The organism is Burkholderia mayonis (genome assembly GCF_001523745.2).
Taxonomy (GTDB): domain Bacteria; phylum Pseudomonadota; class Gammaproteobacteria; order Burkholderiales; family Burkholderiaceae; genus Burkholderia; species Burkholderia mayonis.
Window position 1 is genome coordinate 1,445,055 of sequence record NZ_CP013387.1, and the last position, 19,888, is coordinate 1,464,942.

At 66.3% G+C, this 19,888-nt stretch carries 17 protein-coding genes and 1 riboswitch; of the genes, 3 read left to right on the plus strand and 14 right to left on the minus strand.

Annotated elements, in window-relative coordinates:
* Nucleotides 1-29: 29 nt before the first annotated feature.
* From WS70_RS25010 to WS70_RS25030, 5 genes are all read right to left on the minus strand, one after another.
* Complete coding sequence (locus WS70_RS25010) at nucleotides 30-1,463, minus strand: RtcB family protein (RefSeq protein ID WP_059472041.1); 1,434 nt, start codon at nucleotides 1,461-1,463, stop codon at nucleotides 30-32.
* A 13-nt stretch (nucleotides 1,464-1,476) separates the two neighbouring features.
* On the minus strand, nucleotides 1,477-1,896 hold the full coding sequence (locus WS70_RS25015) for an archease (protein ID WP_059598174.1): 420 nt from the start codon (nucleotides 1,894-1,896) through the stop codon (nucleotides 1,477-1,479).
* On the minus strand, nucleotides 1,893-2,234 hold the full coding sequence (locus tag WS70_RS31865) for a hypothetical protein (RefSeq protein ID WP_156438207.1): 342 nt from the start codon (nucleotides 2,232-2,234) through the stop codon (nucleotides 1,893-1,895). The genes WS70_RS25015 and WS70_RS31865 overlap by 4 nt, the downstream gene beginning before the upstream one ends.
* Nucleotides 2,235-2,346: 112 nt before the next feature.
* The gene (locus WS70_RS25025) at nucleotides 2,347-4,860 is read right to left on the minus strand and encodes a cation-translocating P-type ATPase (protein ID WP_059598175.1); all 2,514 of its coding nucleotides are present in this window, start codon (nucleotides 4,858-4,860) and stop codon (nucleotides 2,347-2,349) included.
* A gap of 58 nt (nucleotides 4,861-4,918) precedes the next feature.
* On the minus strand, nucleotides 4,919-5,416 hold the full coding sequence (locus tag WS70_RS25030; RefSeq protein WP_059472017.1) for a hypothetical protein: 498 nt from the start codon (nucleotides 5,414-5,416) through the stop codon (nucleotides 4,919-4,921).
* A 1,106-nt stretch (nucleotides 5,417-6,522) separates the two neighbouring features.
* Here WS70_RS25030 and WS70_RS25040 point away from each other — a divergent pair.
* Entirely contained in the window at nucleotides 6,523-7,332 is an 810-nt protein-coding gene (locus WS70_RS25040) for an SAM-dependent methyltransferase (RefSeq protein WP_082716268.1), read from the plus strand.
* Between the two features lie 130 nt (nucleotides 7,333-7,462).
* On the opposite strand, the gene bcmE is transcribed toward WS70_RS25040, so the two are convergent.
* From bcmE to WS70_RS25075, 6 genes are all read right to left on the minus strand, one after another.
* Nucleotides 7,463-8,842 carry a thiamine pyridinylase gene (bcmE, locus tag WS70_RS25050; protein ID WP_059598177.1) on the minus strand — a complete coding sequence of 460 codons (1,380 nt, stop codon included), beginning with the start codon at nucleotides 8,840-8,842 and terminating at the stop codon, nucleotides 7,463-7,465.
* Between the two features lie 64 nt (nucleotides 8,843-8,906).
* The gene (gene thiD, locus WS70_RS25055; protein WP_059472014.1) at nucleotides 8,907-9,707 is read right to left on the minus strand and encodes a bifunctional hydroxymethylpyrimidine kinase/phosphomethylpyrimidine kinase; all 801 of its coding nucleotides are present in this window, start codon (nucleotides 9,705-9,707) and stop codon (nucleotides 8,907-8,909) included.
* Nucleotides 9,708-9,920: 213 nt separating this feature from the next.
* Nucleotides 9,921-10,661, minus strand: a complete 741-nt coding sequence (locus tag WS70_RS25060) for a class I SAM-dependent methyltransferase (RefSeq protein ID WP_059472013.1) — start codon at nucleotides 10,659-10,661, stop codon at nucleotides 9,921-9,923.
* A gap of 22 nt (nucleotides 10,662-10,683) precedes the next feature.
* Nucleotides 10,684-11,673 carry a thymidylate synthase gene (locus WS70_RS25065; RefSeq protein WP_059472012.1) on the minus strand — a complete coding sequence of 330 codons (990 nt, stop codon included), beginning with the start codon at nucleotides 11,671-11,673 and terminating at the stop codon, nucleotides 10,684-10,686.
* Between the two features lies 1 nt (nucleotide 11,674).
* On the minus strand, nucleotides 11,675-12,130 hold the full coding sequence (locus tag WS70_RS25070) for a nucleoside 2-deoxyribosyltransferase (RefSeq protein ID WP_059472011.1): 456 nt from the start codon (nucleotides 12,128-12,130) through the stop codon (nucleotides 11,675-11,677).
* Entirely contained in the window at nucleotides 12,127-12,618 is a 492-nt protein-coding gene (locus WS70_RS25075; protein WP_059472010.1) for an NUDIX hydrolase, read from the minus strand. The genes WS70_RS25070 and WS70_RS25075 overlap by 4 nt, the downstream gene beginning before the upstream one ends.
* Nucleotides 12,619-13,175: 557 nt before the next feature.
* Between WS70_RS25075 and WS70_RS25080 the strand changes: the two genes are divergently transcribed.
* Both WS70_RS25080 and WS70_RS25085 read left to right on the plus strand, forming a co-directional pair.
* Nucleotides 13,176-13,970, plus strand: a complete 795-nt coding sequence (locus WS70_RS25080; protein WP_059598178.1) for a methyltransferase domain-containing protein — start codon at nucleotides 13,176-13,178, stop codon at nucleotides 13,968-13,970.
* A 35-nt stretch (nucleotides 13,971-14,005) separates the two neighbouring features.
* Nucleotides 14,006-15,166, plus strand: a complete 1,161-nt coding sequence (locus WS70_RS25085) for a TauD/TfdA family dioxygenase (protein ID WP_059598179.1) — start codon at nucleotides 14,006-14,008, stop codon at nucleotides 15,164-15,166.
* A gap of 199 nt (nucleotides 15,167-15,365) precedes the next feature.
* On the opposite strand, the gene WS70_RS25090 is transcribed toward WS70_RS25085, so the two are convergent.
* The 3 genes from WS70_RS25090 to WS70_RS25105 form a co-directional block, all read right to left on the minus strand.
* Complete coding sequence (locus WS70_RS25090) at nucleotides 15,366-16,004, minus strand: LysE family translocator (protein ID WP_059472007.1); 639 nt, start codon at nucleotides 16,002-16,004, stop codon at nucleotides 15,366-15,368.
* Nucleotides 16,005-16,252: 248 nt separating this feature from the next.
* Nucleotides 16,253-18,064 carry an NAD(P)-binding domain-containing protein gene (locus tag WS70_RS25095; protein WP_082722410.1) on the minus strand — a complete coding sequence of 604 codons (1,812 nt, stop codon included), beginning with the start codon at nucleotides 18,062-18,064 and terminating at the stop codon, nucleotides 16,253-16,255.
* Nucleotides 18,065-18,735: 671 nt separating this feature from the next.
* Entirely contained in the window at nucleotides 18,736-19,572 is an 837-nt protein-coding gene (locus WS70_RS25105) for a DMT family transporter (RefSeq protein ID WP_059598181.1), read from the minus strand.
* A gap of 80 nt (nucleotides 19,573-19,652) precedes the next feature.
* Nucleotides 19,653-19,759: riboswitch (TPP riboswitch) on the minus strand.
* Nucleotides 19,760-19,888 lie beyond the last annotated feature (129 nt).

Below are 19,888 nucleotides of genomic sequence, written 5' to 3' on the forward strand. Positions count from 1 at the left end.
CTCGTTTCGCTCCGGCTCGACGCATCGCGTCAACCCTTGATGCAGACGATCGGCACGAGCCGCGCGACCTTGCGCGCGAGCCCGGCCTCGGCGGCCGCGTCGACGACCGCGCCGACATCCTTGTACGCGCCCGGCGCCTCTTCGGCGACGCCGCGGTCCGACGGGCTGCGGATCAGGATGCCGCGGCTCGCGAGCTCGTCGACGAGCGCCCGGCCGCGCCAGCGCCGTGCAGCCGCGAAGCGGCTCATGCTGCGGCCCGCGCCGTGGCACGCGGAGCCGAATGCACGTTCGCCGCCCGCCGCGTCCGCGCCGGCCAGGATGTACGACGCTGTTCCCATGCTACCGCCGATCAGCACCGGCTGGCCGGCGTCGCGCAGCGCGTCGGGCAGCGCCGGATGGCCGGGCCCGAACGCGCGCGTCGCACCCTTGCGATGGACGTAGAGCTGCCGGCGGCGGCCGTCGATCACGTGCTCTTCGACCTTGCAGGTGTTGTGCGAAACGTCGTAAAGCAGGGTCAGTTGCGCGGCCGGCAGCACCTTCGCGAACACTTCCCGGGTCAGATGCGTGAGGATCTGACGGTTCGCGAGCGCGCAGTTGATCGCCGCGCGCATCGCGCCCAGATAGCGCTCGCCGAGATCCGACAGAATCGGCGCGCACGCGAGCTCGCGGTCGGGCAGCGCGATGCCGTAGCTTGTCGCGGCGATCACCATCTCCTTCAGGAATTCGGTGCCGATTTGGTGACCGAGCCCGCGCGATCCGCAGTGAATCGTCACGACGACTTGCCCGCGCCGCAGTCCGTAGCGCTGCGCGCACGCCGGATCGTATATATCGTCGATTTCCTGCACTTCGAGATAGTGGTTGCCGGAACCGAGCGTGCCCATCTCGTCGCGCTGGCGCTTCTTCGCGAGCGCCGACACCGCGGACGGCTTCGCGTGCGGCACCATGCCGCCCTCCTCGATGCGTTCGAGATCGAGCGGCGTCCCGTAGCCCTGCTTGACGGCCCACGCGGCGCCGCCCGTCAGCATGTCGTCCGTTTTCGCGGCGGACAGCCTGAGCCGACCGGTGCTGCCGACGCCCGCCGGGATGTGCGTGAACAGCGCATCGGCGAGCTTTTTTTTCACTGCATCGACGTCCGCGCGCGCAAGCCCCGTATGCAACGTGCGCACGCCGCACGAGATGTCGAAACCGACCCCGCCCGCCGAGATCACGCCGCCCGCTTGCGCGTCGAACGCCGCGACGCCGCCGATCGGGAAGCCGTATCCCCAGTGCGCGTCCGGCATCGCGAACGACGCGGCGACGATGCCCGGCAGCGTCGCGACATTGCAGACCTGCTCGTATACCTTCTGATCCATGTCGCCGATCAGCTTGCGGTCTGCATAGAGAATGCCGGGCACGCGCATGCCGCCCGTCGGCGGAATGTGCCATTCGAACTCGCCGTGCTGCTTCAGCAGAGTCAGGTCCATCGGCATGCTCCGTTCAGACGTCGACGACGCATTCCGCGATCCACGCGCCGTCGTCGAGCCGATCCACGCGCAGCGCGGTGTAGGTCGCGCCCTTCGGCTCGACGGCCGGACGATGCCGCGCGACGTCAACCGGCTCGCCTGCGATGTGCGCGTGCAGGCCGTCGTCGGCGAGCGTCACGTCGAAACGGCTGAAGAGCATCTTGCGCACCGCCATTTCGTAGACGATTGCGTTGAGCCAGTCGACGAGCAGCAGCTCGCGGTCGGTCTCCGCGCAGGCGATCTCGAACGCGCGCAGCGGCCGGACCGACGCGGGGTTCGCGACGATCGCCGTCAGCGCGAGCGCGGCCTGCTCGTAGGCCTGCGCGAGCGTCTCGCCGACGCCGCGCACGCCGACATCCGCGTCATGCTGGAAATGCTCCCAAAGTGCGGTCATTTCGCTTCGCTCCTTGATCGACGCGCCACGCCCGATGTTCGCCGGATCGCCACATCGATCGCATGCGAAACAAGCCTAGGTGTTGCGCCCGGACGGGCCTTGACCTGCGTCAATCGCCGCACCGTGGCCGCGTTCGGAACCGAACCGTGACGACGGGCCGTCGGCCGGGAGGTCGTCTTGCAAACGCGCGAGCCGAATATCGAGATCCTGCTGCCGATCGCGTTCGCGAGCCGGCCTTCGCGTGTCGGCCGCGCGGTGATGCGGCGGGCCGGCACGTCGTCGATTGCGGTCCGATTCGTCGTCGCGCCGGGCGTGGTGACGCGACGAAGCGTCGGCACTCGCCGTTGGCCTGCGTTCGGCCGCAGTGCATGCGGTGCGGCGGGGCGTCGATCGACATGGACGTGATTCCTCGGATCGGTTCCGAAACGCCACGGGTCCGGACATGCGCCGTCAGTGCGCGAGCAGCGGCACGAGGCCGAACAGCGACGCCAACTGCGGAATCGCGAGCAGCGACAGCAGCCCGCACGCGGCGAACGCGAGCACTGCCCACAGATACCGGTTGCCCGCGAAAGGCATCTGCGCGCGCGTGCCGCCCGCGAGCGCCCGGACGACGAAGATCAGGCCTACGTTGACCGCGACGAGCGCGACGTACGCGCAGGTGCGCGCGAACGTCGGATCGCCGTTGCGCACGAGCAGCAGCGCGTACAGGCCGACGACGCCCGCCGCCGCGAGCGCGCCGGCCACCGCGCCCTGCATGACGAGCGGCGACGACCACAGCCGCACATGACGCGGCCGCGGCGGCGCGCGCATCGCGTCGGCGCGGGCGGGCTCGTTTTCGAACACGAGCGAGCATGCCGGATCGATCACGAGCTGCAGCGACACGATGTGCAGCGGCGCGAGCAACGCGGGCCAGCCGAGCAGCGCGGGCACCATCACCGCGGCGATCATCGGAAGATGGACAGCGACCGTGTAGCCGAGCGCCTGCATCAGATTCGCGTAGATGCGCCGGCCTTGACGGATCGCCGATACGATCGGCGTGAAATCGTCGCGCAGCAGCACGAGCGCGGCGACCTCGCGCGCGACCTCGGCGCCGTGCAGCCCCATCGCGATGCCGACGTGCGCGGCCTTCAGCGCGGGCGCGTCGTTGACGCCATCGCCCGTCATCGCGACAACCCGCCCGCCGCGCTCGAGCGCCGCGACGAGGCGCAGCTTCTGGTCCGGCCGCACGCGCGCGAACACGTCGGCATGCTCGACGACCTCGTCGAGCGCCGCGTCGTTCATCGCGGCGATCTCGTCGCCCGTGACGACCGCATGGACATCGATGCCGACTTCGCCCGCGACCGCACGCGCAGTCGACGGATAATCGCCTGTGATCATCACGACGCGGATGCCGGCAGAGCGGCAGGTGGCAATGGCGTCGGCCACTTCGGCGCGCACCGGGTCGATCAATCCGACGAGGCCGACGAAACGGAAGTCGAAGTCATGCTGCTGCGCGGGCCACTCGCCGCGCGCGTGCGCGGCCCGCGCGACGCCGAGCACGCGCAGCCCGCGCGCGGCCATCCGCTCGGCCTGCGCGAGCAGCGCGCGCGCCGGCGCATCGTCGAGATGGCACAGCGAAAAGATCGCCTCGGGCGCGCCCTTGCACGCGACCGGACAATGATCGAGCCGCGGCGCGCGCCACACGTGCGACATCGCCGGCAGCGCCGGCGTCAGCGCGTATTCCTGGACGAGCGACCAGTCCTCGTGCAGATGCTCGGTGCCCGCCAGGCATTGCCGGCCCGCGCGCTGAAACGCGCGCTCCATCGGATCGACGGGCTCGATCTCGCTCGCGAGCACCAGATATTCGAGCAGTTCGCGAAATGGCTCGCCGATGTCGACCGCATCGTCGCCGAGCGTCCATTGCTCGCCGTTCGCGAACAGCGCGCGCACCGTCATCCGGTTCTGCGTCAGCGTACCCGTCTTGTCGACGCACAGCACCGACGTCTGCCCAAGCGCTTCGATCGCGCTCATGCGCCGCGTCAGCATCCCTTCGTCGGCAATGCGGCGCGCACCGAGTGCCATGAACACGGTCATCACGACCGGAATTTCCTCGGGAAAGATGCCCATCGCAAGCGTGATCCCGGCGAGCACGCCGGGCAGCCATTCGCCCGAGCGCCAGCGGTAGACGGCGACGAGCACGATGCACAGCGCGAGCGCGACGAGCGCGATCCGGTTCGCCAGCGTTCTCGCGTCGCGCTGCAGCGGCGACGGCGCGCTCGCAATGCCGGTCAGCGCCTTGCCGATCCGGCCGAGCGCCGTGCGCGGCCCGGTGTCGGTCACGATCATCCGCCCCTGCCCGCGCACGACCATCGAGCCGAAGTACAGACGGCACGCGGTTCCGTCGGGCATCGGCGCGCCGGGCCGCGCGGCCGCCTTGTCGACTGGCGCCGATTCGCCCGTCAGCAGCGATTCGTCGACGCTCAGCTCGTGCACGTCGACGAGCCAGCCGTCGGCCGGTACGCGCGCGCCTTCGGCAATCCACAGCAGATCGCCCGGCACGAGCTCGGCCGCCGAGACGAGCCGGCGCTCGCCGTCGCGCATCACGTCGGCGCGCGGCGCGGACAGCGCGCGAAGCGCGGCGAGCACGCCCGCCGTGCGCTGGCTCTGCACGATCGTCAGCACGGCGATCGCGGCGACGAACGCGAGCAACGTCAGCGCGTCCTGCAGCTCGCCGAGCGCGAGATAGACGGCCCCCGCGCCGAGCAGCAGGAGCAGCATCGGCTCGCGCAGCACGTCGAGCGACGTGCGCCACCAGCCGTGCCGACCGCCCGTATCGATCGCGTTCGGGCCGAAGCGCTCGCGCAGCTCGGCCGCCTGCGCACTCGACAGGCCGTCTGGCGGCGCGCGCCGCCACGCGTCGCCGGTCGGCTCGGGCGCATCGGGCGCGCCGGCCCGTGCGCGATGCGCGGCCGGATCCGTGCTCATGCGGACGCGGCCCGGCGCGCGCTTGCAGGCCGGCCCGTCGGCGCCGACCGGGCGCCGCTCACGGCTGACGCTTGCCAGGGCACGGGTCGCATATCTGCATCGCGCCGCGGCGATCAGGTTCGGCCCAGCGGAAATCGACCTGGACGCCGCCGCGCGCGGGCACGCGCACGCTGCGGCGCTGGTCGGCGCCGCCGTAGTGTGCGTCGATCCGGTACTGCCCCGCCGGCAGCCGCGCATACAGGAACGGGCCTGTCGTGTGGACGATCAGCACGGGCTGAGCCGATGCCGCACGAATCGTGACGTCGACGTCGGACAGGTATTCGCCGTTGCGCGACACGAACCTGACGCGCAGGTTGTATTTCGGCGCGGCCGCGCGGAACGCGTCGACTTCGTCCTGCCCGACACCGCCCGTCAGATAGGCGATGCCGTTTTGCGTGGCGGGTTCGAGCGTTTCGTTCGCGACGGCTGCCGAGCCGAATGCGGCGACGGCGGCAACAGTTACGACCGTTGCGACCGTTGCGACGACGCGCATCGATCGATGAACAGCGTTTCGCATGGCGGTTCCTCCGTTTGGGCGGCGAAGACGCACACGTCCGCTCGGCGCGCACTGTTTCGCTGATGCAAAGAATGCGGTTCGCTGGTGATTGACGGGTTGATGCAGGTCAAGGGGGCCGGAAGCGCGGTTGCGGCGGCGCGACGTGCGGCGGCGCCGGGTTGGCGGGTCGTCCGCCTTCGTCTGCGAGGCTCGCGCGGAGCGGAGCGAGCCGGCAGCGGCGCGCTCGCATCGCATTCGTTTGGCGTTCGCCGCGTCGTTGAGCTCCCCTGGCCACGCGCGCGAGGTTCGTCTCATTCGCTACATTCGTCGATCGTGACGATAGGCGACTCGAATGTCCGCAATGGCATGCAAGCCGGCAGCGACGCCAGCCGTCAAGGTGCCGAAACAAATCCTGCGCATGTTGACCGCAGCGTCGATCGGCATTGCCCATTGCTCAACGCGTGCGTTCGCAGCCGCCGCGTCGATGGTTCGGATGACGCGCGGCCTCCGAAGCTTCGTGCTTTTCGCCAAGGAAACTGCGTGCTATCAAAGCAGGATTCGCTGTGAATCGCATGGGCTCCGATGCGCGTTTCGCGGCGAATACGCACAGTATCGGAAAAGAACGGTCGCATCGATTCGGAAGCTGTACCACGCACATTGGCGTGCCTGAAATGTGATCGGACATCGAACGATCCCGGTCGCCGTTTCGCGAAGTCCCGCCGATCAGCCGACCAGCAAATCGAGGCGTCCGTGTGCGTCGCGTTGCTGTCATGCACGAGCGTCTTGCCGCGCTCCGCCCGCCAACAAGCATCACGAACGCGTGTCGAGCACGTGCGGTGCGCTCGCGTATCGCGTATCGCGTATCGCGTATCGCGTTCGACGCTGCCGCCGCATGGCCGATCGCTTGCGCAGTTGCGACGGCCTTCGTGACGCCGTGACGCCGGCCCGCCGATTACGCGAGCCGGCTTCGCGCAGCGGCATCGGCCACGCGGCACGGGCGCCATCCGCCCAATGCGCGCGTCGTCACTGGCCGTTCGCGGCGAGTGCGCGCGTCGCACAAGCGACATGCGACGCCCGACGCGCTTCCGCCACCGACTACGAATCGTCAAGAGGAGATCAAACGAACAATGTCCAAATATGTATTGGGCCATTCCCCGATAGAGCTTCGCCGACTGGACTTCCAGTCGGAGATGCTGAAGCCGATCACGCGGCGCCTGCTCGAATCCACGCACCTCCGGTCTTCGATGCGCGTGCTCGACATCGGCTGCGGGACGGGCGGCGTCAGCATGCTGGCGGCCGAGATGGTCGGCCCGGCCGGCGCCGTCGTCGCGATCGACCAGAGCGACATCGCGATCGACGCAGCGATCGCCAACGCGGAGCGCGCGCGTCTGCACAACGTTCGCTTCCGCGCATGCGGTCTCGATCAGGTCGAGGGCGCGCACAGCTTCGACGTCGTGGTCGCCCGGTGCGTGCTGATGCATCAGCTTCACGTCGCGGAGTTCATCCGCCACGCGGCGCGCTTCGTGAAGCCAGGCGGATTCGTCGCGTTCCACGAGCCCGACTTCTTCCGCAAGCCGATATCGATGCCGCCCATCAACCTGTGGGACTCGGTTGCGATGGAGATTCTCGATCGCTGCAAGCGGATGTTCCCGTCATTCGACGTCGCGCACCGGATGGTCAAACTGTTCGCGACCGCGGGGCTGCCGCTGCCGAAGATGTCGTATGAGATTCCGGTCGACGGCGGAACGGCCACGAAGCTCAGTTCATGGCATGCGGAAATCCTGCGGGCGCTGTCCACCGATCCCGAATGGACGCTGCTCGGCAACGGCAAGCGAATCGAGTTCGACCGGCTGAGCGGGGACCTGCAGTGCGAAATCTACGAATCCCGCGCTCAGGTCGAATCCTTCGGGCAGATGTGCGCGTGGGCGCAACTGTAGACGCGCGCGCCGGCAAAAGGCCGGCGCTGCGCGCGTCGGGCGTCCGGCCCGCCGTTTCGGCCTGGCCGGACGCCGCCCGTCACGGCTTCGCGCGGCCGGCGCGATCGGTGCGGGTCGCGAGCACACTCGGCTATTTCGCGGAGGCCGGCGTCGCGCACGCGTTGCAACCGCACGCGGACGCGCCGGCGGGCGCCGCGGGCGACTGATTGGTCCACTGGCCGTTCCAGCCGCCCTGCGTCGCGCAGACGGTCGGACACACGGCCTGCGCGCCGCGATAGTCGGCAATCGGCAGCGTGGTGTCGACGTCGCAGCCGCACGGATAGCCGGTGCGCGCGCGCTGCGCGATCGGTCCGCTCATCGACGCGAGCCAGTTGCGCGACTGCGCATCGATCTTGAACATCACCGGCTCGCGCGCATCGAGCAGCGCGACCATCTTCCGATAGAGCGGATAGCGCTGCGCGAGCGTCTGCAATACGCTGCGCCGCGCGGAGAACAGATACTGCGGCACGCCGCTCTGGTCCGGCCCGACGCTTTGCACCATCGTCGACGACGCGGCGATCACGTTCGCGAGCTGCACGGCGAGCGCCCGCGTACCGCGCGCGTGCGTCGTCGTGTTCACGCCGATCACGTCCGCATAGAAGAGCGGCGGCTGAGGCTCGTCCGACAGCGGCAGGAACTTGAAGTCGAGATTCTGCCGCGCCGCTTCGCTCATCGCGGACATCGATTCCGAATAGCCGATCACCGCGCGGCCTTCGCCGTCGCTGAACCACGTCGACCGGTCATATTGGCCGGGCAGCTCCGCCGTCGCGTTCAGCCAGCTCGACATCGCCATCAGCGAGCGCAGGCTCGCGACCGCCTCGCCGTTCAGGTCGTTCGCGCTCCACGGCAGCGGCAGCGGATACGCGCCCGTCCGGCTGTGCGCGGCGTCGAGATACAGCGCGGCGTTCGTCGTCCGCCCGGACATGTCGATCATCAGCCCGCGCTTGTCGGGCGGAATCTCGCTCGTGAACGTGCACTGCTTGAGCGCGCCGTGCACTTGCGTGAGCGTCGTCGCGGCCGCGAGCGCCGCGTCGTCCTTCCGATAGAACAGCACGTTCGCGCAGCCGAGCTGCGGGATGCTGTAGTACCGGTCGCCCGCCTTCACGCCGTCGATTGCGTACGGCAGGAAATCGCCGATGTTCAGGATCTCGTTCGCCGCGAGCGGCTCAAGCCAGTTCTGGCTGCGGAAGTAATCGAAGAAAATCGCGTCGTACACATAGACGTCGGCGTTCGCGGGCGGATTGTTCCGGTAGCCGCCGTCCCATTCTTCGGTGGACATGAATTGCAGTGCGACGGCCGGCTGCACCTTCTTCCATTCGGTCTCGATCGCGGATTTGAACTGGTCGACGCGCGGCACCCACGGATACAGCGCGACCGTCAGTTGCTGGACGGCGGCCACGCTGCCCGCGTGCGACGGCGCGGCGGCCAGGAAGCCCAGAACGATCGTGATACAGCACAAGAGGCGACGCATGATGAATCCTCGTCGAATGAGTCGTGGGCGTGGATGCGCTTCGGCGCTGCGAGCGGCGGAAGCGTCAATTCCATAGCGCGTGGAAATGATGGACGGGCCCGTGTCCGCGGCCGACATCGAGCTTGCCGGACGCGGCGAGCGCGTCGCCCAGATACGCCTTCGCGCGGCACACGCTGTCCTCGACCGAATGGCTCGGCAGCAGCGCGGCGATCGCGGCCGACAGCGTGCAGCCGGTGCCGTGGTCGTTTTTCGTCGCGACGCGCGGCGCGGACAGCTCGACCGTCGCCGCCGCCGGGCCGCGCAGTACGTCGACGCTGCGCTCGCCCGCCAGATGGCCGCCCTTCAGCAGCACCCAGCGCGGGCCGAGCGCGTGCAGCTCGGCCGCCGCCGTATGCATCTCGTCCAGCGTGCGCGGCTCGCTTCGATCGAGCAGCACGCCCGCTTCCGGCAGATTCGGCGTAATCAGCGTCGAGATCGGCACGAGCCTGTCGCGAATCGCGTCGACCGCGTCCGGATCGAGCAGCCGGTCGCCGCTTTTCGCGACCATGACCGGATCGAGCACGATCGGCGCGGCGCGATGCCTGACGAGCGCCGCGGCGACCGCCTCCGCGATCGCCGCCGTCGCGATCATGCCGATCTTGACCGCGTGCACGGCGACGTCGTCGAACACCGCGTCGATCTGGTCCGCGACGAACGCCGGATCGAGCGCGCGGAAACCGCGCACGCCGGTCGTGTTCTGCGCGACGACCGCGGTGATCGCCGACATCCCATACGCGCGCATCGCCGAAAATGCCTTGAGATCGGCCTGAATGCCCGCTCCGCCTGTCGGGTCGGTGCCGGCGATCGTCAGTACGTTCGCGATCATGTTCCCTCGTGATTCATCTTTTTTAATGGATATTCGAGCGATGCGGCGCCCGTCGGCGAACCGCATCGCCCGTTCGTGCGACCGGTCGCACGGGAAACGCCCGCGTGCTTTCCCGCTCCCGTGCGGCGATCGGCGGGCGCACGGGCACTGCGGCGGCGTTCGGTCGCCCGCGCGCATCGCGGGGCGAACGCCGCGCCGCGCACGACCGCCGCTTCAGCGCCGCGGCTTCGTCGCCTTGAACAACACGAATGGCTTGCTGCCTTCGGCGTCCGCATATGCGCGGGGAGCGCCGTCCGCTTCCGCCGCGCTGAAGCCGAGCTCCGTCGTCGCGGCAAGCGCGAAGCCTGCCTCTTCGAGCGTGCGGCGGTACGTCGGGATGTCCCAGTGAGTGTCGACGACGTCGAACACGCCCATGCCGGGCACGTCGAGATACACCGGACGCGTGTCGCCGTCGCGATAGACGACGCCCGGCTCGCCGTTGCGGAACGTCGGGAACTGCACGCCCGTCGTGCGCGGGTTCGTATCGAGGACGTAATACGTGCCGCCCGGCTTCAGCACGCGCAGCACCTCGGCGGCGACGCGCACGAGCTCCGCGCGATCCGGGATGTTGACGAACAGGAAGCAACTGATCGCAGCATCGAAGCTCGCGTCGGCGAACGGCAGCGACGGCCCGTCGATGTGCGCGAACTGCAAACCCGAGTCGGCGCCGGCCGCGTTCGCGTTGTCGATCATCGTCGTCGCGATGTCGACGCCCGTCACGTGCGCGACGCCCGCCGCCTTCAGCCGCCGCGACACCTTGCCGCCGCCGCAGCCGTAGTCGAGCACGCGGATCGCCGTGCCGTGCGCGCCCGTCAGCTCGGCGATGAGCGGCCGGTAGCCGAAGCGGTCCTCGATCCGGTCGTCGTATGCGTCGAAGCGTTGCGAAACCTGCTGTTCGGTCCAGTCGGTCTTCATCGAGATTGTTGGTCCTTGTGCGTTATTGAGGCGAGGCGGACGCCATGTCCCAGCGGTTCAGGAGATAGGCGCGATGGAACGGGCCGACGAACGCGAGCGCGTCGTCGGGCGGCGGATTGCCGGACTTGATCTCGCGATAGATCCAGAACAGGCCGAGCACGTCGCGCCAGTACGGGTGGAAATCGACGTCCTGCAGCGCGGCCAACGACATCTGCCCCGCGCGAATCCGGCCTTCGTGGTCGAGCACGCGCCGGATCGTCGCGGGGCCGGTGCCCGCCGGCATCCGCGGCGGCGCTTCGGCGGTGACGATCGCCGCTTCGACGTCGTCGAGGAGCGCCTGCACGCGCGGCAGGTTGTCGTCGTACACGTGGATCGAGCCGACGTGGTGCGAATACGCGCCGACCTCGCATCCTAGTCGCGACGCAACGTACTCCTGCAGGAACGTGAACGAAAAGACGTCGTTCAGGAGCCCGATGTACGCGTCGTTCGCGCGCATGAAGGCCACCGTGTGCAGCCGGCCGTCGCGCAGCAGCAATTGCAGGCCGAGCGTGCAAGACACGTCGATGTTGCGCCGGTACAGATCTTCGTCGGCGCTGAAGATCTGCAGCACGACGCGCTTGCTCTCGGCGTCGTCGCGCGACAGGATGTCGACCGCGCGCTCGATCTGGTCGAGCGCGCCCTCGCCGTAATGCAGCAGCCGCGCGCCGTAGCCGGTGCCGGGCAGATGCTTGCCGTCGGGGCTGTAGCGCGCCATCGAAGGCGCGTAGTGCTCGATGAACTCGAGATCGTTGCGGCCGGACAGATACCACAGCGCCTCGGCGTAGTTGAAGACGACGTTCTGCCTGCGAGCGGCGTGCCGGCAGAAGCGCGCGCGCGGATCGTCGATCCGTGCGCCGTAGCCGATGATTTCGCGCTCCGCGTGCCCGCGCGGCGCGCTCCGGTATTCGTACGCGCCGCAGACGTCCCTGAGCGTGGCGAGATAGAGCTCGCTGAGACCCGGATAGCGCCGCATGTCAGCCCCTCGCGTCGAAGCGGCCGATCGCGGCTTCGATCGCGGCCGGGTCGATCCGCCCGTCGCTGTATTCGACGCGTTCGATGTGCGTGATCTCATCGAGCCCGCGCACGAGGTACGCGTATTCCCTGCCGGTTTCGAGCAGCAGCACGATCCGCTTGCCGAGCGCGGACGCCCAGCCGAGCTCGATGTGCGTGCCGGGCGACGCGGGCGCGCCCGGGAACGCGACGAAGTAGTCGCACAGGCTGATCTGCTCGTAGTCCGTCTTCGTGCACACGGCGGGCGTCATGAATTCGCGCCCCCAATGCTCGCGCCGGTGCGCGCAGTGCACATTCCAGCCGCGATCCTCGAAATGATCGATCACGCGGCGAAACAGGTCGATGCTGTCTTCCGGCATGATGCCGGTGTGCTTGTCGACCAGGGATTTGAACGGTCCGCCCAAGAACATACGCTTCATCGGTTATTTTCCTTTTGGTTGGAATGACAGATGGCGTGCGCTCGCAGCGCCACGCGCGTGACGTGGTCTGCGAGGACGCCCGGGAATTCGAGCACGCCGTCCGGCACGCGGACCCAGCGGCAGTCCGCCGCGTCGTCGCCCGGCCGCAGCGCGCCCTCGACATAGCGGCACGGCATCGCGATCAGCACGTAGTGGTGGTGCTGGCCGCCCGGATCGAAGCCGATCACCTCGACGACGTCGATCGGATCGCCGACCTCCGCGCGCACGCCGGTCTCCTCGAACAGCTCGCGCGCGGCCGCGTCGTGCAGGCGCTCGCCAGGCTCGACCGAGCCGCCCGGGAAGCCCCACGTGCCCTTCTGCGGCTCCTTGCCGCGCTGGACGAGGATCACTTCGTCGCCGCGAAACGTGACGGCGATCACCGCGACGCGCGGTGTCGCGAGCGCCGCAGGTTCACGTGGCGCGGCGCCCGCGCTTTTCGGGTCAGTCATCGTTGATGCTCCGCATCTTCGTCTCTCTCCGCGCGCGCTTTCGTTCGGCCCCGACGCGCAAATCGACGGTAGTTGGCCGCCTCTATGATTAATGAAGAAACAATCCGGACGAATTCGCCAGGATTTTGCGAGCGCATATTTTCGCTTCGCGATTCAGCGGTCTCCCCGTTTTCGGAAATTTCGCAGAGCGCTTAGCCTAACACAATCCTATCGATTCGCTCGAATGCGATTTGCTTAACGAAATTGCCGATCCTCGTATATTCGTGAGTATTCAACAAATATTGCGCCGACCGATTGACAAATGAAACAGGGCGTTGCTATACCTATTAACCATCGCCGATTCAATACGTCTTTCGGCATAGCGCCGCCGCATGGGCCCAACCGGTCCGTCTGGCCGCCCGGCGGTATTTCCGCCGCACGCCCGGATGTAGTCGGCGTATCCGGTTGCGCATCAGCCTGAATTTGCCGTAATCCGTAACGTTGTTCCACTCCGTGCCGTCATCCGGCACGGAACATCTCATCGTCACGCGACTGCAAACTAAAAAAGGTGATCGATTATGCAAACGCATCCGATCGAGCTGTCCAGCGAATATGAAGCACAGCGCTATTCAAACGAGCACAATATTCTTCGTTCTGAAATTATCTACGGCGACGGTTTTCAAAGCCCGGGCGGCATCGAAGGATTCAAGACGATGCTCGCCGACAAAATGTCGATCGAGCCCGGCATGCACCTGCTCGACATCGGCTCGGGCCTCGGCGGCGCCGCGTTTCATCTCGCGAGCCGCTTCGACGTGACGGTCGTCGGGCTCGATACCGCGCCGCGGATGACGGAACTCGCGGCCGCCCGGCAGCCGGCGCTCGATCCGCGGCGGTGCGTGCGCTTCGTCAACGCCGACATCCATGACGACGCTCTCTCCGGCGAGCGCTTCGACATCGTCTATTCGCGCGACGTGCTGATGTACGAGCACGACAAGCCGTCGCTGTTCGCGCGCTGCCACGCGCTGCTCGCGCCGCAAGGCCGCCTGTACGTGACCGACTTCTGCCGCGGCCGCTCGTCGCTCGCGTTCGACGCTTACGCGTCGGTGTCCGGCTACGACCTGAAGACGATCGACGATTACGCGCGCATCGTCGCGAACGCCGGCTTCGATGTCGTGGCGGCGCGCGACGTCAGCGCCGACGCGCGCCGCCAGTTGATCGACGACCTGCATCGCTACGAGACGCGCGTCGCGACGCGCGATCCGTCGATCGACACGCCCGACGCCGAGCACATCGTCGAGCGCTGGCAGCGCAAGATCCGCTTCGTCGAGGAAGGATGCCTGCTGCAAGGGCTATTCATCGCGCAGCGCCGATAGTTCGTCCGTACGACGTGTATTCCGAAGGAGCTGACATGCTGACGTCGCATTCCGATCATCTGCAGATCGACTGGGAATCTGGCCGTTCGAGCCGCTATCACTGGGTGTGGCTGCGCCAGGCTTGCGAGTGCGCAGACTGCTTCAACGGCTACTGCCGGCAACGCCACTTCGATCCGGGCGCGATTTCGCCAGGCATCCAGCCCGAGCGCGTGTCGCTCGACGCGCACGGGCTGCGGATCGTCTGGCGGGACGCGCACGTCAGCACGTACGCGCTCGACTGGCTCGAGCGCAGCGACTACCGCGACGCCGCCCCCGTGACCGAGCGGCAGGCAGAGCGGCTGCGCTGGACGCCTTGGCCCGAGCGCGGCGCGCCGTCGGCGAGCCATTTCGGCATCGCCGACGTGCTGGAAAGCGACGCCACGCTGCGGCGCGCGCTGAATCAGCTGTTCGAATTCGGCATCGTCGTGCTGAAGGCAAGCGACGGCGTCGCGCCGCCGTTCGACGACGTCCGCAAGCGGCTCGCCGGCTTTCTCGACCCGTCGTACTTCGGCGACTTTTTCGATCTCGACGTGAAAGCGGACGACGTAACCGATAGCGTGTCGTTCAGCACGAAGGCATTGCCGCTGCACACCGACATCCCGTACTGCTCGCCGCCGCCCGATTATCAGTTCCTCTACGGTCTCGACGTCGATCCGCGCTGCGCGCGCGAGCAGGTCGGCTGCACGCGCTTCGTCGACGGCTGGGCGGTCCTGTCCGAGTTGCGCGACGCGTCGCCGGACATGTTCGAGCGGCTCGCGCACACCCGCGTCGTCTACCGCGCCGACTATCCGAATGCGCGCAAGCGCTACGAGCATCGGACGCCGATCGTCCGGCTGCGTCCGGACGGCTCCGTCGAGCGCCTCGTCAACAATCCGACGAAGATGTTCTTCGACGGCATCGGCTTCGACGATCTGATGCCGTTCTTCCGCGCATATCACGCGTTCAAGGCGCGCATCGTCGCGACGATGCGATCGTATCTGCATGTGTGGTCGCAAGGCGACATGGTCGCATGGGACAACCGGCGGATCTTTCACGGACGCGGCGATTTCGGCGCGCCCGGAATCGCACGGACGTTGCGCGGCGGGTATTTCAAGGAAGGCGAACTGCGGGCGCGGGAGGCGTTTCTCGCCGAAGCGGAGCGGCATGCGGCGGGTTGAGCGCGCGGCATTCGAAGCGCTCGACTGCTGGCCGGCCGAGCGCTCGACGACGGGCTCTCGCGCCTGCCCGGCCATTGCCGACAGCGCCGTCAGCGCGGGCGCGGTCGATCTCGACGACAGCGGGACATCGTACGGCCGCCATTCGGCGCAATGCCGCGGCCGCGGCGCACCGCTCCGGAGGATGCGCGAAGACCTGCCGTCAACGCAACGTCTCGATCGCCAAGAGAACGGCCATCGCGATCATCAAGCCCCCGCCCGCGATATTGATCAGCTTGAATCCTTTCTCATTGAAGAACGCGCGTGAACTGACGGCATGAGCGGTGGCGACCCACGCCGAATCGATCAACAAACCCAAGCCGATGGGCACCAGCGAAAAGAAGAGCAGCGACTCCACTGGACTTTCGACCCCTCTGCTCAGGAAACTCGGCACGATCGTACCGAACATGATCAGGGCTTTGGGATTGGTGATGCCCACGATGACGCCGGCGACCAACGTTTGCTTCCGCTTGGCAGGCGCCCGGACTTCCGCTACGGGCAGCGATCTGGTTAACAGATATTGAACACCGATGGCCAGCAGGACGACGGCGCCGAGCAATCGAATACCCGTCAGGACGCTGTCGGCGCGCATCAGCAAGGTGCCGATTCCCAGCGCAACGATCACTGCGACGCAATATGTTCCTATCGCGTTGCCGATGACGCCGCGCATCGCGCTGCGCCGCCCCGCCGTCATCGCCTGCCCGACAAGAAACATGATGCTTGGCCCGGGAACGGCGATCAACACTGCAGAGGTAAATACAAGCCCGAGCAGGCCATCGAGCGCCGTGAAGTTTCCAGACATTGAGCCGCCCTCATAATCGCCCCTGGACCGTCGCTAAACAGTCGGCATTCGTCATTTTCCAATGCCGTTCGCCGCCTGGCATGATCAATTGCCAAACCGTACGCCAGCATTCGGTTTTCCCCAATCGGTCGACAACAAACACCGGCTCATGCCGATTTGAATCGATCGGTGATGTACCGACGGCGGTTTACAGGGTGAGTTGGTGAATGAATATCAGTATTTATACAGTTACAGGTCTCGACACGCAATCAAGAACGGTTCGCGAGCAAAGCCAGCGTCGGCTGAATTCGAAGTGCCTCGGCCACCTCTTCTTCGCTCATCAACGGATAGCATGCGTCCACAAACTCCTCGAGCACGGGCAACATGCTGCGACGTTCATCCAGACCCAGCGCGCATGCACACGCATTGAATGCGACGTTCTTGTACTGGTCGAGATTGGTTTCCTCGTCGACATAATCGTCGAGATCCCAGCGGCTGATGAGGCTTTCCTGCATATGGAAAGAATCCACTTCGACGCCTTCCCGATAGACGTGAAACACCGGATGGATATATGCGCTCCGGGACGTATCGAAATGATCGGCGGGCAGCGCGAAATAGTGAGTCGGCAGTTCGCCGTTGCCGTATCGGCTGAATCCATACTCGAAAACGATTTCGAGCCTCGTCGGCTCCTTGCCCCAGCGTTCAAGGTTATATGCTCGCGGAAATGCGGGCCATACACGTGCTCGGATCAAGCCTTCGTCGCCGCTTGGCTCGAACGTCACCGTGCACCCGAAGTAGCCGAACAGTTCGAACAACGGCATGCTCGTGCTCACGAGTTCGACGAGAAATTCAGAAAGATAAATGAGCGGGTCGGAAGGGTGCGCTAGCGGAACATCGCATTCGAATACCGGTTCGAGCACCATGTCGTGATATTTTTCGGCGACGATGTATCCGAGTGCCTGAATGTTGCAGCGGAAGCCGTGAACAAATCCGGAAGCGGCATCCGGATCATTGACGCGCATCGGAGCGCCGAGAAAGTAGAGACCCGGCACGCTGACCGACTCCCAACTCGATGTCAGCAGGCAGTATTTTCCCTTTTCGTCAATGGCCGGCCGTACGGTTTCCATGTCGAAAACGCCGGGCAGCGTGTAATTGAAGCCACAACATACGATCACGTCGTCCACGATGCCGGTTCGCTTCATCCACCTTGGCGGAGACCAGTGGGGGCAAGGCGTTTCGTAGCGAACCAGCAAGCGGCCTTCGTATTTGCCGCTGGCGATTCGCCTGACTTCGACGATGCGATCGCTCACGATATTGTTGTTGGATTTGAGCTGCATCAGATCGAACACGTCGGAGACTTGTGCCCGCAAGTCATGCACGTTGTGTGTTTGCCGGGCGAACATGGGTAGAGACCGCGTGACGACGCGCGTCTCCGCCGTGATGTCGATGAGGTGGTGTGCAATCTCGAATGCGGAATTGCCGCGGCCCAGAATGATGACGACCTTGTTCCGGTAGCGTTCCACCGCGGTATCGGGCTCGAAGTCCCCGTAGAAAGTGCAGGTCTCGGCATTGAGCCCCTTGATATCCGGAACGATCGGCTCCGACTTGCCGGTAGCGCAGAAAATACGATCCGCGGTGATGCACGGCGCGTTCGATACGGCGAGAACGAAGTACCCGCCTTCGCGCGCTATGCGCTGCACGCGAGCACGCGTCCGAATGTGTTTCGACAGCCCCTTCTTTTCCGCGACGTACTTCAGATACTCGTTGTAAATTCTTGCCGACGGCCAATGCTCCGACGTCCACTCCGTGAATCGCAGCTTGGGATCGTTCGTCACATCATCGGCATCGATGGTGCTCAATGTGTGCCAGTCGTATCGCATCCGATAAGTATGGCTATCGCCGGGAACGTATCTTTTGTTTAGCGAAATAAGCTGTCCGCATACCGGAAATCGATCCCACTGCCCACCGACAGTCTCGTTCGCCTCGAGCAAAAGATATTCAATCCCCCTTCTCTCGAATTCGAGAGCCATGTTGATTCCCGCTGGGCCGCCGCCAATGATGACGTTAAAAAAATGTTCCATCGTTGCTGTCTCCTCATTCATGCCTTTGAGAATCGAGAGAGGCCTCGATCGACCTTTTTCATTCGGTTTTGCCAAATGCGTCGCGCGGATGCGGAGCGTCGGGCGGCTCCTACATCCTTCGAATGCGCTGAATCCCCAAGACGTTCTCGTCATCGATCGGATCGAGCCCGAGCGATACCGCGTTTATGAATCGCCAACCGATCTTCTCGTCAGTTTTCGGGGCCTCAAACGCGCGTCGAAATTCGATTCGCAAGGTCGGCGGCTGCCTGTAGCTGCACGCTCTCGCAGTTCGGCTTGCGCATCTCGTGGCCATGCCTCGATCGATGCCAGCCACCCCCGGTCGCCGATATGCTCCCGGGTGCCTGCGATTGCTCTCGAACGGTGGTGCGCAATCATCCCGTGGAAAAGACATCGGAAAGGCGCGAATCCGCGGTACGGTCGACGACGGTCAAGCAGCCGTCGACGGCACTCGGACCGGTTCGCGGCTGAAAGTAAATCGTCAGGATCAGCCGGAATATTTTGTCATACCAATATAGCTGAAAGTAACTGAAAGCGCGCTTCGATGGAAACCCGCATTTATGTTGTCGCGCCCTCGGCTTCCGCCATTCACGCACGCGTCGTCCGACCGCGCATCATGGGCCGCCGTCGCACGTCGCGCGAACACTTGCGTCTCAAGCGGGATACGTGAGGCAGGCGGCGCCGACCGCCACCGCCGCGCAGGCGGCGAAGCGCCGCCCGCTCGGCTTCTCGCCGAGCCACGCCCAGCCGATCAACGCCGAAAACACGATGCTCGTCTCCCGCAGCGCGGCGATCGGACCGACCGGACCGCGCGACAGCGCGTCGACGACCGCCGCGTAGCTGACGAGCGAGATCAGCCCGCCCGCCGCGGATTTCAGCATTTCGCCGCGCGTGAAGCCGTCGCTCAAACGGCGGCCGAACAGGAAGAACACAGCCGGCATCGCGATGCCGTAGACGATGAAGATCCACGCGGCGTACGCGAGCGGATCGCCCGCGATGCGCGAGCCGACGCCGTCGACCGTCACGTAGCCGCCGATGAAGAGCGCGGTGACGAGCGCGGCGGCGAACGAGCGCAGATGAATCCGCGACCGGCCGAGCGTGAGGCTCGCGATGCCGCCCGATACGAGCGCGACGCCCGCGAGCGACGCGCCGCCCAGGCGCTGGCCCGCCCATGCGTAGCCGCCCAGCGTGACGAGCAACGGCACCGTGCCGCGGACGACCGGATAGACCTGGCTGAGCGCCGCGCCCTGATACGCGTACGCGAGAAACACGCTGTAGCCGACCTGCAGCGCGGCGGACGCCGTCAGATACGGCCAGCTCGCACGCGCGGGCAGCGGCAGCAGCGCCGCGCAGACGGCGGCGGCGGCGGTCGTCGCGAAGCTCATCATGGTGATGCTCCACAGACGGTCCGCGCCGCTTCTCAGCAGCGCGTTCCACGTCGCGTGCAGGATCGCCGCGAACAGGACGAGCGCGATGACGGACGGCGTCATCGGCGCGCGCCGAGCGGAACGGGAAACACGGGAAACACGGAGAGCGCGGCCGCGGCGCGGCGACCGGCGAGCTTCGGACAAGCCATGGCGGACCTCATTCCTACGCCGGCATTACCCGGATCAGGTTTAGGGGTCGTTCCTTGCGCGGAACCTCTCAGCCGATCGCCCGGCTCCCCCTGATGGCCCGGCTATTATCGATAAGAACCCGGCGGCGGGCAAGCCGATGCGGGCGGTCCGGTCGCCCTATGCGGCACCCTCGGCCGGCGCGACGGAACGGCTGGCCGAAGCGGTTTGCAACGCCCGCTGTCGCGATGCC